The sequence below is a fragment of the Sediminicola sp. YIK13 genome, assembly GCF_001430825.1.
In the GTDB taxonomy this organism is placed as follows: domain Bacteria; phylum Bacteroidota; class Bacteroidia; order Flavobacteriales; family Flavobacteriaceae; genus Sediminicola.
The window spans coordinates 168901-189413 of the sequence record NZ_CP010535.1; the positions used below are offsets into that span (position 1 = coordinate 168901).

The window sequence follows — 20513 nt, forward strand, 5'->3', positions numbered from 1 at the left end:
ATATACAGAATAATGGCCTATGAGAAACTGTTCACCTAAATATAAGCTTTATGGTCCATTAAATAAATGGCAAAAGTTGTTTACGTCAACCTTTGGGTTGTTTGCGCTATTCTGGACAAGTGAGAAATAATATAACCTGATCAAAAAAAAAGACTTCCAGGGATGGAAGTCTTTTTTTTAGTCGTATCCGATTATATTAAATTGATAAATTCTCAGAACACTACCCGAATGTTTATAGTTTTGGAGTACTCAGTAAATTATAAAATACTTCAATCCCATAGGCTATTTGCCCAATTTTCAAATTTTCATTTGGACTGTGCTGATTGTTGTCCGGGTTTACCAAAGGGACAATAAAGGCAGGTATCTCTAATTCGTTTATAAACGGGGCAATAGGAACAGTTCCTCCCATTATACGTATTTGTACTACTTCTTCTTTAAAGGTGTTTTTTAAGGTCTCGACCAAAAAATTACCGTAGGGATTATTCAGGTCCGTTCTAAAGGCATTGGTTACTGTCCCTTCTGTTATGGTCATGATTTTATCGTGTGCTAGGCGCTCCTCTTTAGTAGGGATCTTATCAGTGACGAAAAAGCCTTGTTTTTCAACATGTTTCCTTACCAGGTTTTTTAGGCGGGTTCCATCGCTTTCAGGTACCAAACGGAGGTCTATTTCAGCGGTGGCACTTTCAGGAACAATGGTACGTGCCTTATCTCCAATCCATCCCGAGCCCAGTCCTCTGATATTCAATGAAGGGTATTGCAGTGCTTCTTGGTAGAAGCTTCCAACTTCTTCAGCCGTTTTTATCTGAAGATTGTTTTTTATTTCAGTTTCATCATCAGGGACACTTTTTAAAATGCCCATGGTGGCCTCATCCAAGGCAATACCGTTATAGAACCCATCAATGATTACTTTTCCTTTGGTGTCCTTCATGCTTGCCAATACTTGAGCCAGTTGAAAGCCTGGATTTGGGGCATAATTTCCATAATGGCCACTATGTTGTGGTTTTTCTGGTCCATAGGTGGTCAGGGAGAGGGTGGTAATACCCCTGCAGCCATAAATTACCGTGGGTTTACCAGAATTGTGAACCGGTCCATCGTTGATAATCAGGAAATCGGCCTTTAAAAGTTCCTTGTATTGTTTAACGGCCTTCGCCAAAGGAGCGCTGCTCTTTTCTTCTTCACTATCCAGTATTACTTTAATGTTATACGGGAGAACTTTGTTTGCTTTCTTTAAAAGATCTATAGTATTCAAAAACATCACAATTGGACCTTTATCATCAGAGGTAGACCTACCGAACAATCGCCATTCGTAATTGATATCATCATTGAGCTCATCAAAGGATAAGTTTTTCCACCCATCACCTTCGGGAGCTTTTAATACTACATTATAGGGGTTCGGCTGGTCCCATTTGGAAGGATCAACGGATTGGCCATCAAAATGCATATAAAATAAGATGGTAGGTTTGGAATCCTCCATGGGTAGGGCTGCAAAAAATAGGGATTCCCCATCTGTGGGCAATACGGAAGTATTAAAACCGCGTTCGTTGAATTTTTTGGTAAGCCAAGTAATGTTCCTGTTGATATCTGCATGTTCCAGGGCATCATTGGGAATGGAAACAAAATCCCTTAACTCATCAATAGTGTGTCTTACACTTGATTTCAATGGTACGGCCTCTTGGGCAGAAATGGCAGAAAACACAAGGAATATTGATAGAAACAGTAATTTTTTCATGAAGGTTCTAGTGAATTTTAAAAAGCTAAATTTAGCGAATACTTTTATAATAAGCGTATTTACCCAACCTCTTTTATAAGTCTTAAACAACAGGCTATTTTAGCTTTTTGTTGGTTTTGTTTTTATTTTTAAAAGTAGCAGTCTTATAAGTAATATGAAAGGGAAGCCATGCAGCAAAACATCGAACCAATCCATGGGTTGCATGCCCGCGGCACCGCCCATTATCCATTTTAATTTCCCTAAAATATGAGGTTCCGGAACAAAGGGGGCCAGTCCTATGGTCAGACATAACAGCAAGACTATTTTCCAGTTGTTGATTAAATCCATAGAAGTTGCCTGAATTAAATTTAGATGGAAGGGAATCTTTTAGCGAATGGATTTTACAAATTCCCCAAGGTCTTTTACTCCCTTATACGTTAAATGCTTAATGAATGCCGAACCAATAATGGCTCCTTTTGTTTTTTTAGTAGCCTGGTCAAAGGTTTCTGAATTGCTGATTCCAAATCCTACAATTTGAGGATTTATAAGATTCATATTGGCAATCCTATTGAAATAATCTTCCTGGCTGTTCCCAAAACCATCTTGGGAGCCTGTTACGCTTGCAGAGCTCACCATATAGATAAAGGCGTCGGAAGCTGCATCGATTTGTCGAATACGGGCATCACTCGTCTGAGGGGTAATCAGGAAGATATTGGCAAGTCCGTTTGCTTTGAAAATATGCTCGTACTTGTCTTGATACACATCTAATGGCAGATCGGGCATGATAATGCCATCTATCCCTATTTCCTGACATTTTTTACAGAAGGCCTCTACACCAAATTGAAGCATAGGGTTAAAATACCCCATCACGATCAAGGGGATGGAGACCGTTTCTCTAATATCCTTTAATTGTTCAAAAAGAAGGGCTGTGTTCATGCCATTTTTAAGGGCTTGAGTAGAGCTTGCCTGAATGGTCGGACCATCGGCCAAGGGATCGCTGAAGGGCAATCCTATCTCTATCATGTCCACCCCATTTTTCTCCAAGTCCTGAATGATTTTTACGGTATCGTTCAAATTGGGGTATCCAGCAGTAAAATATATGGAGAGTAACTTCTTGCTATCTTGTAATTTCTGATTGATTCTATTCATATTGTGGGTTCTAAGCCAAATTAAAATATTCTATGTACGTATTTAGATCCTTATCGCCGCGACCAGATAGGTTGATGACCACTACATCATCGGGTTTAAATTTTCTGTGTTCAAAAATGGCAAGGGCATGCGAAGTTTCTATAGCAGGGATGATGCCTTCCATTTTGGAAAGCTCCAGGCCTGCCTGCATAGCGTCATCGTCCGTAATCGAAATAAATTCGGCTCTTGCTGTCTTGTAAAGATGGGCGTGCATCGGTCCAACTCCTGGGTAATCCAAACCTGCCGAAATGGAATAGGGTTCGGTAATTTGTCCGTCCAAAGTCTGCATCAACAAGGTTTTGCATCCATGGATAATGCCTTCCTTGCCCAAAGCTGACGTAGCGGCACTTTCACCGGAATCCACGCCTTTTCCTGCGGCTTCAACGGCAATAATACCTACCTCTTCTTCATGAAGGAAATGATAATACGTCCCGGCGGCGTTACTACCACCTCCAATACAGGCAACGACGTAATCTGGGTTTTCTTTCCCTTCCTTTTCTTTCAACTGCCACTTGATCTCTTCTGAAATCACCGCCTGAAATCTGGTCACCATATCGGGATAGGGGTGAGGGCCAATCGCGGAACCAATAATATAATGGGTATCCACAGGATTGTTGATCCAATCCCGTATAGCCTCATTAGTGGCGTCTTTTAAAGTCCTGCTTCCGGAAAGGGCGGGACGCACCTGTGCCCCCAACATTTTCATGCGGGCCACATTAGGTGCTTGGCGTGCGATATCTATCTCTCCCATATAAACTATACATTCCATACCCATAAGGGCACATACTGTGGCGGTGGCAACACCATGTTGTCCTGCTCCGGTTTCAGCAATGATCCGAGATTTTCCTAAACGTTTGGCCATTAAGATCTGACCTATCGTATTATTGATCTTATGAGCCCCGGTGTGGTTGAGGTCCTCCCTTTTTAGGTAGATTTTTGTATTGTATTTATCGGATAAGCGCTTGGCAAAATATAGGGGAGTGGGCCTGCCCACATAATCTTTCAACAATTGGTCAAACTCTTCCTTAAAGGAAGGTTCGGCCATAATCTGCAAATAATTCTCCCTCAGATTTTCTACGTTGGGATAGAGCATTTCCGGAATATAAGCCCCGCCGAAATCCCCATAATATCCTTTTTCGTCTACGTTAAATGTCATTGTCTTAAATTTTTATTTTCGTAAAAATTGCATAAATATTTTAAGTTTCTCAATTTGCTTTCTCCCCGGTTCCACCTCAAACCTGCTATTTACGTCTATGGCGTGGCAAAATTGGGATTCTGGCCTTTGTAGAAAAGTCGCTAGCTTATCAAGCTCTTCCAGTCCAATACCTCCACTCAGAAAAAAAGGTTTGGTAGAGGGGTAGTATTTTAGGACCTCCCAACTAAAAGTATATCCGTTACCGCCCGGCAACTGGCCTTTGGTGTCGAATAAGTAATAATCACACACTGCTTCATACTCCGCCAGAACGGAAAAATCGAAATCATCCTTAATGGAGAACACCTTTATGATCTCCAAGTTGCCCAGCTGCTGAATAGTATGGTTTTCCTTAAGATCCTTACAGAATTTTGGGGATTCCGTACCATGTAATTGTACGGCCTGGAGTTCAAATTTTAAAGCTTTTTGAATAATTTCATCAATGGGGGCATCTACAAAAACACCTACCCTTTTTATCGAAGATGGTAGCCTACCCAAATCCCCTGTAAAAACACGTTTGGAAGGTTCCCAGAAAATGAACCCTAGGTAATCTGGCCCTAATTGAGCAACCGCTTCCATGTTCTCTGCATATTTCATCCCGCAGACCTTGATCTTGATTTCTTGGTTTTTGAAAGAATTTATCATATTGCTGATTGTTAACCCCTACTTTTTCTAATATACTGTGGATCTTTTCAATTTATCAGGCCCTTTTTAAGGAATTTATAAATTGTTGGGCGCTATTCCCAGGATTTTCTGTCTTCATGAAATTTTCGCCTATTAAAAACCCTTTGTATCCATAGTTCTTCAATTCTTGGATAGCATCTATGGAACTGATACCACTTTCGGAGACTTTTACAAAATCATCTGGTATAATGGTAGACAGGACTTTGCTTGTTTCCAAACTGACTTCAAATGTTTTTAGATTTCTGTTGTTCACCCCCAACATGTCCAAGCTGGGCATAATGGATTTGTGAAGTTCCTCTTCGTTGTGCACTTCCAATAAAACGTTGAGGTTCAGATTTTTTGCAAATTCCGAAAAGGCCTTTATTTCATCTCTCGATAAAATAGCCGCGATCAATAGAATGACATCGGCCCCATAGGACTTTGCCTCCAAGATTTGATACTCATCTATTATAAATTCTTTGCGCAGCAATGGCATATTTACCGATGCCCTTGCTAGCAGTAAATCATCCATTGAACCTCCAAAATATTTTCCATCCGTTAGTACCGACATCCCACATACACCTGCATTTTCATAGCCAGTGGCTACATCTTGCACATTGAGGTTTTGATTGATCACCGCTTTTGAAGGTGATCTTCGTTTGTGTTCCGCAATAATTCCGGTGTCACTATGTTGCAAAGCTTTTGCAAGTGAATTTGTTGGCCGTTCAAATAGGGCCGAAGCTTCCAATTGTGAGGTGGGGATGATCAATTTTTTTAAATTGACCTCCTTACGCTTATCCAGGACTATTTTATCTAATATATTCATTTGTTCTCGAGACCGTTATGGTTTAGTGTGGGTTTTTAATAGTTAAGTTATTGTGCACTAATGGCCTGAAGTTTTTTAAGGGCTGCCAATCCTTTGCCGGATAGCAATGACTCTTTAGCTAATTCAAAGCCTTCTTTGGGACTTACATTTTTCACTGTGGCAATTGCCACTCCTGCGTTGGCACAAACTACATTGTTCTGTGGGTCCGTGCCCTTGCCCTGAAGGACATTCAGGAAAATTTGGGCAGACTCCTCTATACTTTCTCCACCTGTAATCTCCGATTGTAAAATGGTTTCCACCCCAAAATCTGATGGTTTTAATATGGCTTCAGAATGGTTGGAGATAGTTTTGGTATTCCCGGTCAGGGAAATTTCGTCATAACCATCCAGAGCATGCAATACAGTGAAGTTAATATCGGTTTTTTGATACAGGTAGCCGTACATTCTGGCGAGCTCAAGATTAAAAACGCCTACCATTTGGTTTTTTGGAAAGGCAGGATTGACCATGGGCCCCAACATATTGAAGAATGTTTTTACCCCTAATTCCCTTCTAATGGGAGCCACATTTTTCATGGCCGGGTGGAATAATGGGGCGTGTAAGACACAAATACCAGCTTCGTCTATCGACTTTTCAAGAAAACCAGGATCGCTACTGAATTTAATTCCCAAAAACTCCATGACGTTACTACTGCCACAGGTGGAGGATACCCCGTAATTTCCGTGTTTGGTTACTTTGATCCCTGCCCCTGCTGTTACAAATGAGGACAAGGTAGAAATGTTAAAGGTGTCTTTGCCATCCCCACCCGTACCACAAAGATCAATTGGATTGTATGCAGAAAGGTCTACGGCCAGACAAAGTTCCAAAAGGGCATCCCTAAATCCTTCCAACTCTTCAATAGTGACACTTCTCATCATGTACACGGTAAGAAATGCAGCAATCTGGCTGGTATTGTAATCCCCTTTGGCAATATTTACCAAAACTTGTTTGGCATCCGCTTTAGAGAGGACATCGTGGTTGATCAATCTATTTAAAATCTGTTTCATTTTCTTATCTGTTATAGGGTTTTTTGAGATGTTTCCAGTAAACAATCCTTTGAATTCCCAGCTATATATTATAAATGTTGGCCAGTATTACAGATGGCCTTTTGGGGCTTTGTGTATTAATTTTCTACCCAATTTTTCAGCATCATCTTTCCTTCTGGAGTTAGCACCGATTCTGGATGAAACTGGACGGCACACACATCATATTCCTTATGCCGAAGGGACATTATCTGTCCGTTTTCATCAACCGATGTGACTTCAAGGGACAAAGGTAGATTAGTGTTTACTACCCATGAGTGGTAGCGACCTACTTCAATTTCCTTTGGCATTCCCTTAAAAAGGATGTCGTCTTTTATAACGGTTATCTTCGTTGCTATGCCATGATAAACCTGATCTAGATTATCCAAGGAACCCCCAAAAACTTCCGCAATGGCCTGTTGCCCCAAACAAACCCCAAAGATGCTTTTAGTAGGGGCATAAGTGGCAATGATTTCCTTTAAAAGACCTGCTTCATCAGGAATACCTGGTCCCGGTGAAAGAACTATCTTGTCGAAAGGTACTACCTCGTCCGAGTTCAATTGGTCATTTCTTTTTACGGTCACCTCACAATTTAAATCTTCCAAATAATGTACAAGATTATACGTGAAGCTGTCGTAATTATCTATTACTAGTATGTTTTTCATTTCCTCTTTTTACTATCCCGATTAAAAACGGATTGGTGAACTAATACTTTGTCTTTTTAAATGGTCTCCGCTATTTCAAGGGCTTTGGTCAATGCTCCCAGTTTGTTGTAGGTTTCCTGTAATTCGTCATCTGAGTTTGATGCCGCTACGATGCCTGCTCCCGCTTGGTAATGTAATTCATGGTTCTTGCTCAAAAAGGTTCTGATCATAATGGCATGGTTAAAGTTGCCGTGGAAATCCATAAAACCGATTGCCCCTCCGTAGTAGCCGCGGCTGGTCTTTTCATATTTATCTATCAATTGCATTGCCCTGTGTTTAGGGGCACCACTTAAGGTTCCTGCAGGGAAAGTATCCGCCACAACATTCATCGTTGGCGTATTTTTTTTCTTTTGCCCGGTTACCTTAGATACCAAGTGTATCACATGGGAGAAGAATTGCACCTCCCTATAATTCTCTACAACCACGTCTGTACCATGACGGCTAAGATCGTTTCGGGCCAAATCGACCAGCATTACGTGTTCGCTGTTTTCCTTGTCATCAACCTTTAGTTGTTTGGCTAGTAAGGCATCCTGTTCATCATTGCCTGTTCTTTTAAAGGTACCCGCTATTGGGTGTATTTCGGCCTTGCCATCCTTTACAATCAATTGGGCCTCTGGGGAGCTTCCAAATATTTTAAAATCTCCATAATCAAAATAAAATAGGTAGGGGGAAGGGTTAACGGAGCGCAAAGCCCTGTACACATTAAATTCGTCCCCTTTGAATTCCTGTGAAAACCTTCTAGATAAAACCAATTGGAACACATCACCTCTTTGACAGTGTTTTTTTGCCAATACCACCTGCTCCTTATACTCCTCATCTTCTAAATTGGAGATGGGATCCCCGGTTTTGGAAAAGTTAAAGGAGGCGAAATTTTTGGCACTTAAGATCTGCTCTATATCTGATATGTTGTTTTCAGTTTTATGGCAATGGGCAAAAATATAAGCCTCATTCTTAAAATGATTAATGGCAATAATGTTTTGATAAACGGCATAATAGATATCCGGAATAAGGATGCTATTATCCTTTTTGGTGAGGTTTAAATCCTCGAAATAACGCACAGCGTCATAGGCCATATACCCGAACAGACCATTGTTGATGAATTTAAAGTCATTGTTTTGAGCATGGAATTTCTTGCTGAAATCATCCAGGATAGATGGTATGTCCGTATTGCTGTTGATCGAAATCTCCTTTTTGGAGCCATCCGGAAAATGTTGTGACACCAATTCATGCTCTACCTTGATTGAAGCAATGGGATTACAACAGATATAAGAAAAGCTATTGTCATTTGCATGATAGTCACTACTCTCCAATAGAATGCTATTTGGAAACCTATCCCTTATCTTGAGGTAGACACTTACCGGGGTAATGGTATCCGCAAGGATTTTTTTATAATGGGTAATTAATTCGTATTTCATGGATGTACTCAATTTTAATGTCCTTTAAATGAATTTTAGCAAAAATGAAAAAAGGCTTGTCGTGATGACAAGCCTTTTATATAGTATAACTACAATGATGCTCTGCTCACGACGTTGTTCGTAAGTTTTTCCACCACCAAGTATTTGCTATTCTGTTTTTCATTGAGCCCCAAATATAGGGAGGAAATTTAGATTGACAAACAGCTGTTATGGAAAAAATAAAAAACCCCACAAAAGTGAGGTTTAAAACATTTTAAATTATTGGATTTAGAAGGCTAAATCTACCACCAAATCGAATTCGTCATAGATAGTTTTGTCTCCTAAGTTATCGAAGAAACTTCCTGAACCGTATTTAACATCATATTTGGAACGGTCCACTTTTAATGTAGCCGTCGCTTTGTTACCGTATACAGAAACATCAAATGTTACCGGATTGGTTTTTCCTTTGATAGTAAGGTCTCCCGTTACTTTGTAGGAGTTTTTACCTGTAGCTTTAACGCTAGTAAAAACCAATTTGGATGTTGGATTGCTCTCTACACCGAAAAAATCATCTGATTTTAAATGTCCTTCCAACTTTCCTTTAGACTCACCTTCTAAATCAGTAGAGATCAAAGAAGTCATATCTACTACAAATTCGCCACCTGTTAATTGATCTCCATCAAACATCAATGAACCTTCCTTTAGGTTGATAGTTCCATAATGGGATCCTGTAACCTTGTACCCTTTCCAAGTTACGGTACTTTCAGCTGTTTTTACTTCTTTCTTTTCTACTTCAATAGGAGTGGATGCAAATGCTGTAGATCCTACAACTATTGCCAATACTAAACTAAATACGCTTTTTCTCATTGTTTTAATTTTTAAAGTTAATGCTTGTTGTTTATATATGTGTAATTAAATTCTCTTTGGATTTTCTTACTTTCTTGTAATGCTGTGTTTCGTCTTCCTCAGAACGATATCCTATAGCTACCAATACGGATGTGTTCAACCCCTTTTCGGTTAAGCCTAAAATGTTGTTGAATTGGTCTGCATCAAAACCTTCCATGGGACAGGCATCAATTTTGTTGATCGCTGCTGCCGATAATAGGTTGCCTAGGGCGATGTAGGTTTGTTTCGCTGTCCAAACCGCCTTGGCATCTTCGGAAAGCGGTACCAATTTCGATTTCATAAAATCAGCGTATCCCTTCAATCCTTCTGCAGGGATTCCTCGTGTTGCACTTACGTTCTCCACATATTCCTCTACCAGCTCAGCCCCAAATGTATTTTGATTGGCCAAAACTATGAGATGGGAAGCATCCGTGATTTGTGACTGGTCCCATGCAGCAGGCCTTAATTTAGACCTTATTTCAGCATTTTCTACAACAAATATTTGGTAAGGTTGTAAGCCAAAAGAAGAAGCGCTCAATTTTGTTGCTTCCAATAAGGAATCCAAATCTTCTTTCGACACTTTTTTAGTAGCATCAAATTTTTTGGTGGCATAACGCCAATTTAAACTTTCTATATAGGTACTCATTATCATTCCTGGTTTTAAATTAAAATTTATCTAATAGCTTATTTAATAATTTTAGATCCTCTTCCGTAAAGTTTTTCACCACAGACATTTCGGATTTTTTCATGGCCTTGTCCATTGCCAACAAAGCCTCTTTACCTTCAGCGGTTATGTTGATCTCTACCTTACGTCTATTGCTCTCACAGGTAACACGGTCTACATACCCTTTAGCAATCAACTTGTCCACCAACCTTGTAGTATTGCTCATTTTGGTAACCATTCTTTCATTTAAGGTAGAAAGATTGGCAGGTTTGCCTTTTTGGCCCCTAAGGATTCTCAATACATTAAATTGTTGAAGCGATACTTCATGCGGTTTAAGCGCATTGGAAATAACCTCATTTATTTTGTGCTCTACCAAGCTCAAATGAATAAGTGTCCTGCTTTCCAATGGAATAGTCTTTTCCGTTTTTATGATCTCTTCTACATTCATGTTAATACAACAATTGTATATACAAATGTAAGTTGAATTTTCATGTCTGCAATAGGGCCCACTATAATATTTTGTTAAACTTAAAGGGGATTTGATACGTGGCGTATTGCCAATTATTACCGAAAAAGACTTATTTTTGGTCCATAAAATTGAAAAAATGGCAAATTTATCACAAGAAGAGTGGAGTTCTCAGTTAGAACAAGACGATAACGCATTTATTTTGGATGTTCGCACTTCCGAAGAGGTTGAAGAAGGATATATCCCAGGTTCTAGCAATATAGACATCTATTTAGGTCAAGAATTTTTAGAGGAATTGGAGAAATTGGACAAATCGAAAAATTATTATGTGTACTGCAGGTCTGGAAATAGGAGCGGACAAGCATGTGCCATAATGAACAATGCAGGTTTTAAAAACGCCTATAATTTAGAAGGTGGATTTATGAAGTGGAAAGGTGCAGTCGTAGATTAAGGATATTTTTTAAAATTATAGGGTCCCGCCAAGTATAGATATTTTTCTGTATTTGGCGGGATTTTTTTATCTTGGGAAGATGCGTGAAGATTTATTGCATTTTATCTGGAAGTATAAAAAACTGCTTAGCCAAGATTTAAGAACCGTTGAGGGAGAACCCATTATTGTAAAAAATTTCGGAAGGCACAATCAATTGGCAGGTCCGGATTTCTTCAATGCCCAAATATATATTGCAGGTCAATTGTGGGCTGGAAATGTGGAAATGCATTTGCGCTCCTCAGATTGGTATGCTCACCATCATGAAACAGATGAAAAGTACAATACGGTAATACTTCATGTGGTTTGGGAAGACGATGCCCATATTTTTAGAACTGATAAAACTAAGGTTCCTACACTTCAATTAAAGGATTATATCCCACAATCCTTGTTGGATTCCTACTCAGAATTGTTTTCAAAGAGAAAAACATCATTTCTTAATTGCGGAGGAAACATAAAGGAATTTGATGATTTTAAATTTAAAAATTGGCTGGAGCGCCTTTATTTTGAGCGTTTGGAAGCAAGGTCCGTTTTAATTGATCAGTTGCTCAAAGAACATAATCATGATTGGGAGCAGGTCCTTTTTTTATTGCTTATGAAAAGTTTTGGTACAAAAATCAATGGAGAAGCTTTTTTTGAAATCGGAAAAGCAATCCCTTTTCCAATAATCAGAAAATTGAACAAGGATGCCATTTTATTAGAAAGTCTTTTAATGGGTGCTGCCGGATTCTTGGAAGACGACTCCATTTTGGATGAACATTATCTCAACCTAAAAAAGGAGTACAATTATCTTCCGTTAAATATTCATTAGCGGGAACTACACCATTAAAACCAGACTTTTTTAAACTACGTCCCCATAACTTTCCTACCATCAGGTTATCCCAAATTGCTTCGCTATACGGTAACCAAGAACATCTTTTCAGCAAACTGATGGAGGCCAAAACCATTAATGAAATTTATGATGTGTTCACGATTACTGCCAGCCCGTATTGGACAACCCATTTCAATTTTGGCAAGGAATCCAAAAAGCAAGTGAAAAAATTATCCCATTCCTTTGTAGATTTAATCCTTGTCAACGCTCTTATACCCTTGAAATTTTGTTATGATCGCTCTAAAGGAAAGCTAGGTTCCAATATCATCATGGATCTTGCTACAGCATTGAAACCTGAAGAGAATTCGGTTATTTCTAACTTTCAGGAACTCGGGGTGTCCTGTGATAGTGGTATGGAGGGGCAAGGCCTATTACAATTGTACAATTCCTTTTGTACTAAAAATAAATGTCTTCAATGTCCCGTAGGTATTAGTATATTGGGCAGAAATAATTAATTTTAGACCATGGATTCTTTCTATCGTTTATTATACTATCTTCAAAAAAGAGGATTTGAGGTATGTCGGCGCATTGCGGAACGCCTGGGAATAAGGGCTCGAGTAGTTAGGACGACGTTTATTTATCTAACCTTTGTCACGCTGGGCTTTGGATTTGCGGTTTATCTATTTCTCGCTTTTTGGCTAAAAATAAAGGACTTGCTATACACCAAGCGCACCTCTGTATTTGATCTTTAACTATGATAAAACTTTTTCGTTCTAAAATATATTTGGCCTTGGTAATGGTACTGGGTGTCTTGGCCATTGGAATATTAGGGTATAGGTATTTATCTGAATACAGTTGGCTGGATGCCTTTTACATGACGGTCATTACCGTAACCACCGTGGGTTTTTCAGAAGTGAAACCTTTGGATACGGTAGCTAAGATCTTTACCGTCTTTTTGATCATTGCCAGTGTTTTTATATTTGCATTTGCCATTTCCGTTATTACAGAATACATTTTGGGGAGAAACTCCCTTCAACTTTTAAAAAAGAAAAAAGTGAAACAAAAAATCAATAGTTTGTCCAAGCATGTCATTGTCTGTGGTTTTGGTAGAAATGGGATGCAAGCCACAGAGCGACTTAGCGTTTTTAACAGGCCATTTGTTGTAGTTGAGAAGGATAAGGAGGTAATAGAAAAATATGAAAACGATATCTTGTTTGTAGAGGGAGATGCTATTGATGATGAAGTATTGAAAGAGGCCGGTGTTGAGAAGGCGCAATATTTAATTGCTGCAATGCCAGATGATGCCGCAAACTTATTCGTGGTACTCTCGGCAAGGCAACTGAACAAAGAATTATTTATCATTAGTCGCGCTTCCTTGGCCACCTCTCAAAAGAAATTGCAATTGGCAGGTGCGGATAAGGTGATCATGCCGGACAAGATCGGTGGGGATCATATGGCCTCTTTGGTGGTGATGCCAGATTTGATCACTTTTATGGATAAATTGTCCATGGAAGGGGAGCATACAACCAATTTGGAGGAAATTGCTATAGAGGATTTTACAAATGAAGTAAATTGTAGTTCCTTAAGGGATCTGGACTTGCGGAGGAAGACAGGATGTACCATTATAGGGTATATTGAGCCCGATGGTAATTATATCATCAACCCCGAAGCAGATTTGCAGATGCAGCCCAAAAGCAAGGTGATTGTATTGGGGCGCCCTGAGCAAATTAAGAAATTGAACGAAATGTTCCACATTGACTGATGTTATTTCAATATAATACTTGATTCCGAAGATTTTTTTTAAGATATTGCCGAGCGTTAATCAAATCATACCAACATAAATTTCTTATGAAGAAATATATTTCCTCCATTTTTATGCTGCTGTCCTTAGCAGTTTTTTCCCAAGAATTAACAGTAACTGAAAAACTTATCAACCCATCTAAAAGGATCAATGATGGTGTTATAGAACTAGAGGTAGAGGGAGGAACCGCCCCATATACTTACAAATGGAGCAATCAAGCTACCCCATTGTCTTCTAAACGGGCAAGTGACTTGGTAGAAGGTCTTGCTTATGATGTGACCATAACGGATGCCGATGGGAAGTCTGTTTCAAAATCATATAAGGTTCCAACAGAAGAAATCACAGAAGTATTCAATGGCGCAATGACCCCTGCGGTAAGTGCATTGGGATCTGTGCTTTTTTGGGATCCTTTTGCAGCCATTGGAATTTACGACCCAGTGATTTATGCCGATGTGAAACTAATAGGGGCTCCAGGATGGTCTCCTGAAGCAGATGATAAATTTGTACTTCAGAAATGGTTAAAGCCTGAAGGGGCAAAAGTTAAGAAGGGTGATGCAATCGCTATTGTGTCCAGAAATGATGGAGCTGCAGAAACAGTAAATTCATCTGTGGACGGAAGCTTAAAATATTTGGTAAAAGAAGGTGGTGTAATATACGATTCAAACAATCAGCAGGATGTGATAGAACAAGGAGCCCACTATTTGGCTTCCGTAAAATATGACAGTCCGGAAATTATTAGACATCCAAATGGAGATCCACAAGAAAAAGGAATTCCATTTATAGTAATATGGTTGGTATTGGGTGCATTGTTCTTTACCATAAGGATGGGCTTTATCAACATCAAGGGCTTTGGGCATTCTTTGGATTTGGCCAAAGGGAAATATGATGATCCTGATGCTCCAGGACAAGTGACCCACTTTCAGGCTCTGGCCACGGCTGTATCCGGTACGGTTGGATTGGGTAACATTGCCGGGGTAGGTGTAGCCGTATCTTTAGGGGGAGCAGGAGCTACCTTTTGGATGATCGTTTGTGGATTATTGGGCATGTCTTCAAAATTTGTAGAGTGTACCCTGGGGGTAAAATATAGGAACATCCTTCCTGATGGACGTGTTTTTGGTGGACCAATGAATTATTTGAGATATGGTCTGGAGAAAAGAAACATGAAAGGTTTTGGAAAAGTATTGGCGGGATTATTTGCGGTCTTGGCCGTGGGTGCTTCCTTTGGTGGAGGTAATATGTTCCAAGCCAACCAGTCGTTTGAACAATTATCTGGCCAATTTCCGGCACTTGTAGGAAATGGATTTTGGTTTGGGGTAATAACAGCCGTTCTTGTAGGTGTTGTAATTATTGGGGGGATCAATAGTATTGCCCAAGTAACAGGTAGGGTAGTGCCAATTATGGCCTCCGTTTACATTGTTGCAGCCTTGGCGGTAATCATAATGAACATAGAAAATATTGGACCTGCATTTTCTGCAATTGTAGATGGAGCTTTCAGTCCAAGTGCGCTTAAGGGAGGGGTTGTAGGTGTTTTGATCGTAGGATTCCAACGAGCGGCCTTCTCCAACGAAGCAGGGGTAGGTTCGGCAGCTATTGCCCATAGTACGGCCAAGACAAACCATCCGCCTTCGGAAGGGTTTGTAGCTCTTTTAGAACCTTTTATAGATACCGTAGTGGTATGTACCCTAACTGCGTTGGTACTTATCTTTACCGGGATGCATGAAGTAGAAGGTATGGCCGGAGCCCAATTGACTTCTGATGCCTTTGGAAGCCAAATTTCTTGGTTCCCTTATGTATTGGCCTTGGCAGTATTCCTATTTGCATTCTCTACTATGATCTCATGGTCTTATTACGGAATGAGAGCTTGGACCTATTTATTTGGTAAGAGCAAAAAAACTGAGTATGCCTACAAAATGTTATTCTTGGTATTTGTGGTCATTGGTGCTTCTGTGAGTTTGGGGGCAGTACTGGATTTTTCCGATATGATGATCTTGGCTATGTCCTTTCCTAATATTATAGGATTGTATATCATGTCTGGAGAAGTGAAAACCGATCTGAACAAATATTGGGCAGATCTAAAGGACAACAAATTGTTCAAAAAGCAAGAGGTTAAGTAAAATATAATACCTTTTGAAGGTCCCGTTTAAGTTGTTTTAAGAGCAATTTAAACGGGATTTTCTGTTTAAATTATTTCCTTTGAGATGTTCTTTTTTTTACGATATTTCGGGCCGGTTGAATGGATCTTAAATTCAACCAATACATCATGGCAAAAACATCAGATTCCTGGGGCTCCAGGATGGGACTAATTTTGGCAATGGCAGGCAATGCTGTAGGATTGGGGAACTTCCTTCGCTTTCCGGTTCAAGCTGTACAAAATGGAGGGGGTGCATTCATCATTCCATATTTGGTTTGTTTTTTATTGATGGGGATACCTCTGTTGTTCATAGAATGGTCCTCTGGACGTTATGGTGGTAAGTTTGGCAACCATAGCACGCCCTATATTTTTGACTCCATGGTCAAGGGGAGGATCTTAAAATATATTGGGGTCTTTGGTATTTTTACCAACTTGGCCATTGTAGCTTATTATGCCTATATAGAATCTTGGACCCTGTCCTATGTATACCATTCGATAGCAGGCACATTTGGAGGAATGTCCCAAGGGGAAGTCGCTGGTTTTTTTAACTCTTATGTTGATGTGGGCGTAAGCACAACCGGGATTCCTTATGAAGCCATCATATTTTATGTGCTTTGTTTGGCCTTGAATACCTTTATCCTTTCCAAGGGATTGGGTGGGGTAGAAAAGGTGGCCAAAATAGGGATGCCCCTTTTGATCCTATTTGGAGTGTTTCTTGCCATCCGCGGTTACACCCTTGGTACGAGTGGAGCTTCTGATCTTTTTCCCGATGCCAATGCCTGGGACGGGTTAAATTTCCTTTGGACTCCGCAATACGATACCTTATTGAATCCCAAGGTTTGGTTGGCGGCAGCCGGACAAATTTTCTTTACCCTATCAGTTGGTATGGGAACCATTCATTGTTATGCATCCTATGTAAAAAGTAAGGACGATATCGCGTTAAATGCCGTCTCTGCAGGCTTTATGAACGGTTTTGTGGAAGTGGTGCTTGGTAGCGCTATAGTTATTCCAATTGCGGCCGGATATCTTGGATTGGATTGGGTCATCAATAATGCGGGTTTTGGGATGGCATTTCAGACCATGCCCTATCTCTTTCAGCAGTGGGGACCAATTTTGGCAGCGGTAGCTGGGGTAATGTGGTTTGGCTTGTTGTTTTTTGCTGGTATTACCAGTTCTTTGGCTATGGGGACACCATGGATCGGTTTTATGAGGGACGAGTTTGGTTGGGGCCAAAAAAAAGGAGCTTGGTCTTTTGGGGCATTGGCCCTGTTGATGGGGTTGCCCACCGTATTCTTTTTTCAAGAGGGCGTATTTGACGATTATGACTATTGGGGCGGTACCGTTAGCTTAGTAGTATTTGCGCTTTTTGAAGTTATTCTTTTTGCCTGGATCTTTGGTATGGAAAAAGGGTGGAAGGAAATAAACATTGGGGCCGATATAAAGATCCCTTTGGTGTATAAGTTTATTATCAAATTTATTACTCCAGTATTGTTGGGTTGGGTCTTTTTGGCCAGTATTCCCAACATGGTGGATAGCATACTTCACAAGGATACGTATAATAACACTTCGTTTGCTGACGAGTTTTATGCAGAAAAGTTCAATAGTGATGGCACATCGTTGGGAACTGTTGATGAAATGGAGCCGCATCAGGTTAAATTTTCCTTTGAAAATACCAGAAAACGGTATGACAAAGTGAAGGAGGTCTCTTTTGAGGAGAAATTTATCGATTATAGAACATATTCCTTCAAGGATGATCAGAGTGTCATTGTAAAAGTTGGAGATGTCGTAAAGCCCGGGGATGTGATTGCGAAGGGCTCGTTCATCAATAAAGTATTTTATAAGAACATAGGTAGATGCATGTTGCTTGCCATGTTTGCATTTATTGCATTTTTAGTATATTTAGCTTATAACAAACGCAGAAGAGAGGGGAGGGCCACATTATGAACACGTCAGCTTTAATTGTTATGTTTTTAGCCCAAGGAATTGTAATATTCTTTGCTGGATATTTTTTTTACAAGGTATTGACAACTCCGCCAAGGCCAGAGCCGGATTCATATTCTGATAATGACGATGTGGTGATCAGACAAGAAGAATAAGGTAAACAATTTGAGAAAAAAAGGTAAAACATCCCATTTTAAATTCAATAAAAAGGAACAGAATGGGTTGTTCTTTTTGCTTGCCATAATCATAGTACTGCAGGTAGGATACTTCTATCTAAAACTTAACCCCGCCACTAACGAAAGCTCTGTTGTAGTTGATAGGGATTTTCAAGAAAAAATCGAGGCCTTGAAGTCTAATCGGGATACCATTCGTACCTATCCTTTTAATCCAAACTTCATCAGTGACCATAAGGGCTATGTTCTGGGTCTTAGCGTTAAGGAAATAGATAGGCTTCATGCCTTTAGGGCTAAGGGCAAGTTTGTCAATTCTATTTCCGATTTTCAACAGGTAACACAAATTGATGATTCCTTGTTGACAAAGATTTCACCCTACTTTAAATTTCCAGAATGGACGAGGAAAACAACAGCCAATTCGCCATCGGTCAATAGAAGCCGGGAGGACGCTTTCATACCCCAAAGGGCTATTGCGGTAAGGGATCTCAATACAGTTTCGGCCGAAGAGTTGAGAGTTGTGCGCGGAATAGGAGAAAAGCTGTCCGTGCGGATCGTAAAATTCAGAGATCGTTTGGGCGGCTTTTTGGAGGAAGGCCAATTGTATCATGTTTATGGCCTTGAGCAGGAGGTTGCGGATCGGGTATTGACGAGGTTTAAGCTGTTGAGCAAACCGACTATCTCAAAAATTAATATCAATACTGCCTCCAGTGATGAGTTGGCCCAGTTGATTTATATTCCCTATAAGTTATCCAGGTCCATCGTAGCTTTTCGAGAAGAAAATGGAGGGGTCACTAGTTTTGAGGAATTAACAGAAATACAAGGTTTTCCTGCGGATAAGATTGATATAATTAAATTATATTTGTCATTATAAAAAAAAAGATATGCAAAGTATGTACTTCACTGAAGAACATCAACTATTTAGGCAGAGCCTAAAAGATTTTTTACAAAAAGAAGTTGTCCCCCACATAGATAAATGGGAAGAAAGCGGAACCATTGAAAGGTTTATCTGGAAGAAATTTGGCGATATGGGCTACTTTGGTCTAGCCACTCCAGAAGAGGATGGTGGATTAGGGTTGGACCTGTTTTATACGATTATCTTACTGGAAGAATTACAAAAGGTAAATTCAGGAGGGTTTGCAGCAGCTATTTGGGCACATGCTTATTTGGCCATGACCCACTTGAACAAAGAAGCAGATACCAATATCAAGGAAAAGTATTTGAGACCAAGTGTTGACGGGGATAAAATTGGATGTTTGTGCATTACAGAGCCATTTGGTGGAAGTGATGTTGCAGCGATGCGTTCCACGGCTGTTAAGGAAGGTGATCATTATATCTTAAATGGCTCCAAAACTTTTATTACCAATGGAGTTTATGCGGACTATATGATCGTTGCGGCAAAAACAAACCCTTCTCTTGGAAATAAAGGAATTAGCATTTTTGTGGTGGATAGGCAGAGTGCAGGGGTCACGGCTAACAAATTAAATAAATTAGGTTGGCGTGCTTCGGATACGGCCGAAATAGCTTTCGATAATGTGAAAATACCAGTTGAGAACCTCATGGGTGAGGAAGATATGGGGTTTTCTTACATCATGGAGCATTTTGCCTTGGAGCGTCTGATTATGGGTGTCAATGCCCATGCAAGATCAGAACACGCTTTGGAATATACGTTAAATTATATGTCAGAAAGAGAGGCCTTCGGAAAGTCCATAAATAAATTCCAGGCTTTAAGACATAGAATAGCTGATATGTATGGAGATATAGACATGTGTAAGGAATATAATTATTCTGTAGCCTATCGTCTGGATAAAGGGCAATACGTTGTCAAGGAAGCTACGATTTCTAAATTGAAATCCACTAAAGTGGCCGATGAGGTCGCCACTGAATGTTTACAATTTCTAGGAGGTTATGGATATATTGAGGATTATCCTATGGCCCGTAATTTTAGGGATAGTAGGTTAGGACCAATTGGTGGTGGCACCTCTGAAATACTCAGGGAAATTATCGCTAAAATGGTTATAGATAAAAAGGAATACAAGCCTGCCACAGTTTAGTGCTTATTTTTATTTGGAATTAGATTGTCCAATTGAATTAAGTTACTATATTTGCAGTCTTAAAAATCACAAAAGAGAGGAGGTTAAAGCTTATGTTAATTATACCAATTAAAGAAGGAGAGAATATAGATAGGCCGCTAAAGCGTTTCAAGCGAAAGTTTGATAAGACTGGTACTATGCGTCAGTTGAGAAAGCGTCAGGCGTTCAGTAAGCCTTCTGTAGAGCGTAGAGCTCAAGTTCAAAAAGCACAATATATCCAAGGTCTTAGAGATCAAGAGGAGATATAGTTCCTTGGAACAAGATAAGTTAGAGAATCCTGCCTATGGCGGGATTCTCTTTTTTTATGCTTAATCCTGTTAATAAAATGGTA

20 protein-coding genes and 1 pseudogene are annotated in these 20513 nt (G+C 39.8%); 9 read left to right on the forward strand and 12 right to left on the reverse strand.

The window, feature by feature from the left end; all coding sequences use genetic code 11:
* Positions 1-232 precede the first annotated feature (232 nt).
* The 12 genes from SB49_RS00810 to SB49_RS00865 form a co-directional block, all read right to left on the reverse strand.
* Positions 233-1729: a M20/M25/M40 family metallo-hydrolase gene (locus tag SB49_RS00810; RefSeq protein WP_062052962.1), complete on the reverse strand. Its 1497-nt coding sequence runs from the start codon at positions 1727-1729 to the stop codon at positions 233-235.
* Between the two features lie 99 nt (positions 1730-1828).
* A complete protein-coding gene (locus tag SB49_RS00815) occupies positions 1829-2056 on the reverse strand; it encodes a hypothetical protein (RefSeq protein ID WP_062052965.1) in 228 nt (75 codons plus the stop codon).
* A 39-nt stretch (positions 2057-2095) separates the two neighbouring features.
* The gene (trpA, locus tag SB49_RS00820; protein ID WP_062052967.1) at positions 2096-2857 is read right to left on the reverse strand and encodes a tryptophan synthase subunit alpha; all 762 of its coding nucleotides are present in this window, start codon (positions 2855-2857) and stop codon (positions 2096-2098) included.
* A gap of 10 nt (positions 2858-2867) precedes the next feature.
* On the reverse strand, positions 2868-4052 hold the full coding sequence (gene trpB, locus SB49_RS00825; RefSeq protein WP_062052969.1) for a tryptophan synthase subunit beta: 1185 nt from the start codon (positions 4050-4052) through the stop codon (positions 2868-2870).
* A 12-nt stretch (positions 4053-4064) separates the two neighbouring features.
* Positions 4065-4733, reverse strand: a complete 669-nt coding sequence (locus SB49_RS00830; RefSeq protein ID WP_235537797.1) for a phosphoribosylanthranilate isomerase — start codon at positions 4731-4733, stop codon at positions 4065-4067.
* A gap of 55 nt (positions 4734-4788) precedes the next feature.
* Positions 4789-5577: an indole-3-glycerol phosphate synthase TrpC gene (gene trpC, locus SB49_RS00835; protein ID WP_062052971.1), complete on the reverse strand. Its 789-nt coding sequence runs from the start codon at positions 5575-5577 to the stop codon at positions 4789-4791.
* Between the two features lie 47 nt (positions 5578-5624).
* The gene (gene trpD / locus SB49_RS00840) at positions 5625-6620 is read right to left on the reverse strand and encodes an anthranilate phosphoribosyltransferase (protein WP_062058715.1); all 996 of its coding nucleotides are present in this window, start codon (positions 6618-6620) and stop codon (positions 5625-5627) included.
* 116 nt (positions 6621-6736) lie between these two features.
* The gene (locus SB49_RS00845; RefSeq protein ID WP_062052973.1) at positions 6737-7300 is read right to left on the reverse strand and encodes an anthranilate synthase component II; all 564 of its coding nucleotides are present in this window, start codon (positions 7298-7300) and stop codon (positions 6737-6739) included.
* A 56-nt stretch (positions 7301-7356) separates the two neighbouring features.
* A complete protein-coding gene (locus tag SB49_RS00850; protein WP_062052975.1) occupies positions 7357-8754 on the reverse strand; it encodes an anthranilate synthase component I family protein in 1398 nt (465 codons plus the stop codon).
* Positions 8755-9021: 267 nt separating this feature from the next.
* Positions 9022-9600, reverse strand: a complete 579-nt coding sequence (locus SB49_RS00855) for a YceI family protein (protein ID WP_062052977.1) — start codon at positions 9598-9600, stop codon at positions 9022-9024.
* Between the two features lie 31 nt (positions 9601-9631).
* Complete coding sequence (locus tag SB49_RS00860; RefSeq protein ID WP_062052979.1) at positions 9632-10264, reverse strand: NAD(P)H-dependent oxidoreductase; 633 nt, start codon at positions 10262-10264, stop codon at positions 9632-9634.
* A gap of 19 nt (positions 10265-10283) precedes the next feature.
* On the reverse strand, positions 10284-10730 hold the full coding sequence (locus tag SB49_RS00865) for a MarR family winged helix-turn-helix transcriptional regulator (protein WP_062052981.1): 447 nt from the start codon (positions 10728-10730) through the stop codon (positions 10284-10286).
* Between the two features lie 157 nt (positions 10731-10887).
* Here SB49_RS00865 and SB49_RS00870 point away from each other — a divergent pair, with 157 nt between their 5' ends.
* From SB49_RS00870 to rpsU, 9 genes and pseudogenes are all read left to right on the forward strand, one after another.
* Complete coding sequence (locus SB49_RS00870; RefSeq protein ID WP_062058718.1) at positions 10888-11199, forward strand: rhodanese-like domain-containing protein; 312 nt, start codon at positions 10888-10890, stop codon at positions 11197-11199.
* Positions 11200-11278: 79 nt separating this feature from the next.
* Positions 11279-12561: pseudogene (locus tag SB49_RS00875) on the forward strand (DUF2851 family protein).
* A 9-nt stretch (positions 12562-12570) separates the two neighbouring features.
* Positions 12571-12798 (forward strand): PspC domain-containing protein, encoded by a 228-nt coding sequence (locus SB49_RS16155; protein WP_082591046.1) that lies wholly within the window; start codon positions 12571-12573, stop codon positions 12796-12798.
* 2 nt (positions 12799-12800) lie between these two features.
* Positions 12801-13808, forward strand: coding sequence for a potassium channel family protein (locus tag SB49_RS00880; protein WP_062052982.1), 1008 nt, complete (start codon positions 12801-12803; stop codon positions 13806-13808).
* Between the two features lie 86 nt (positions 13809-13894).
* Positions 13895-15961: an amino acid carrier protein gene (locus SB49_RS00885; RefSeq protein WP_062052985.1), complete on the forward strand. Its 2067-nt coding sequence runs from the start codon at positions 13895-13897 to the stop codon at positions 15959-15961.
* A gap of 146 nt (positions 15962-16107) precedes the next feature.
* Entirely contained in the window at positions 16108-17922 is a 1815-nt protein-coding gene (locus SB49_RS00890; protein WP_062058721.1) for a sodium-dependent transporter, read from the forward strand.
* A 162-nt stretch (positions 17923-18084) separates the two neighbouring features.
* On the forward strand, positions 18085-18963 hold the full coding sequence (locus SB49_RS00895; protein WP_062052987.1) for a ComEA family DNA-binding protein: 879 nt from the start codon (positions 18085-18087) through the stop codon (positions 18961-18963).
* Positions 18964-18973: 10 nt separating this feature from the next.
* On the forward strand, positions 18974-20143 hold the full coding sequence (locus SB49_RS00900; RefSeq protein ID WP_062052989.1) for an acyl-CoA dehydrogenase family protein: 1170 nt from the start codon (positions 18974-18976) through the stop codon (positions 20141-20143).
* Between the two features lie 92 nt (positions 20144-20235).
* Complete coding sequence (gene rpsU / locus SB49_RS00905) at positions 20236-20430, forward strand: 30S ribosomal protein S21 (protein ID WP_062052991.1); 195 nt, start codon at positions 20236-20238, stop codon at positions 20428-20430.
* Positions 20431-20513 lie beyond the last annotated feature (83 nt).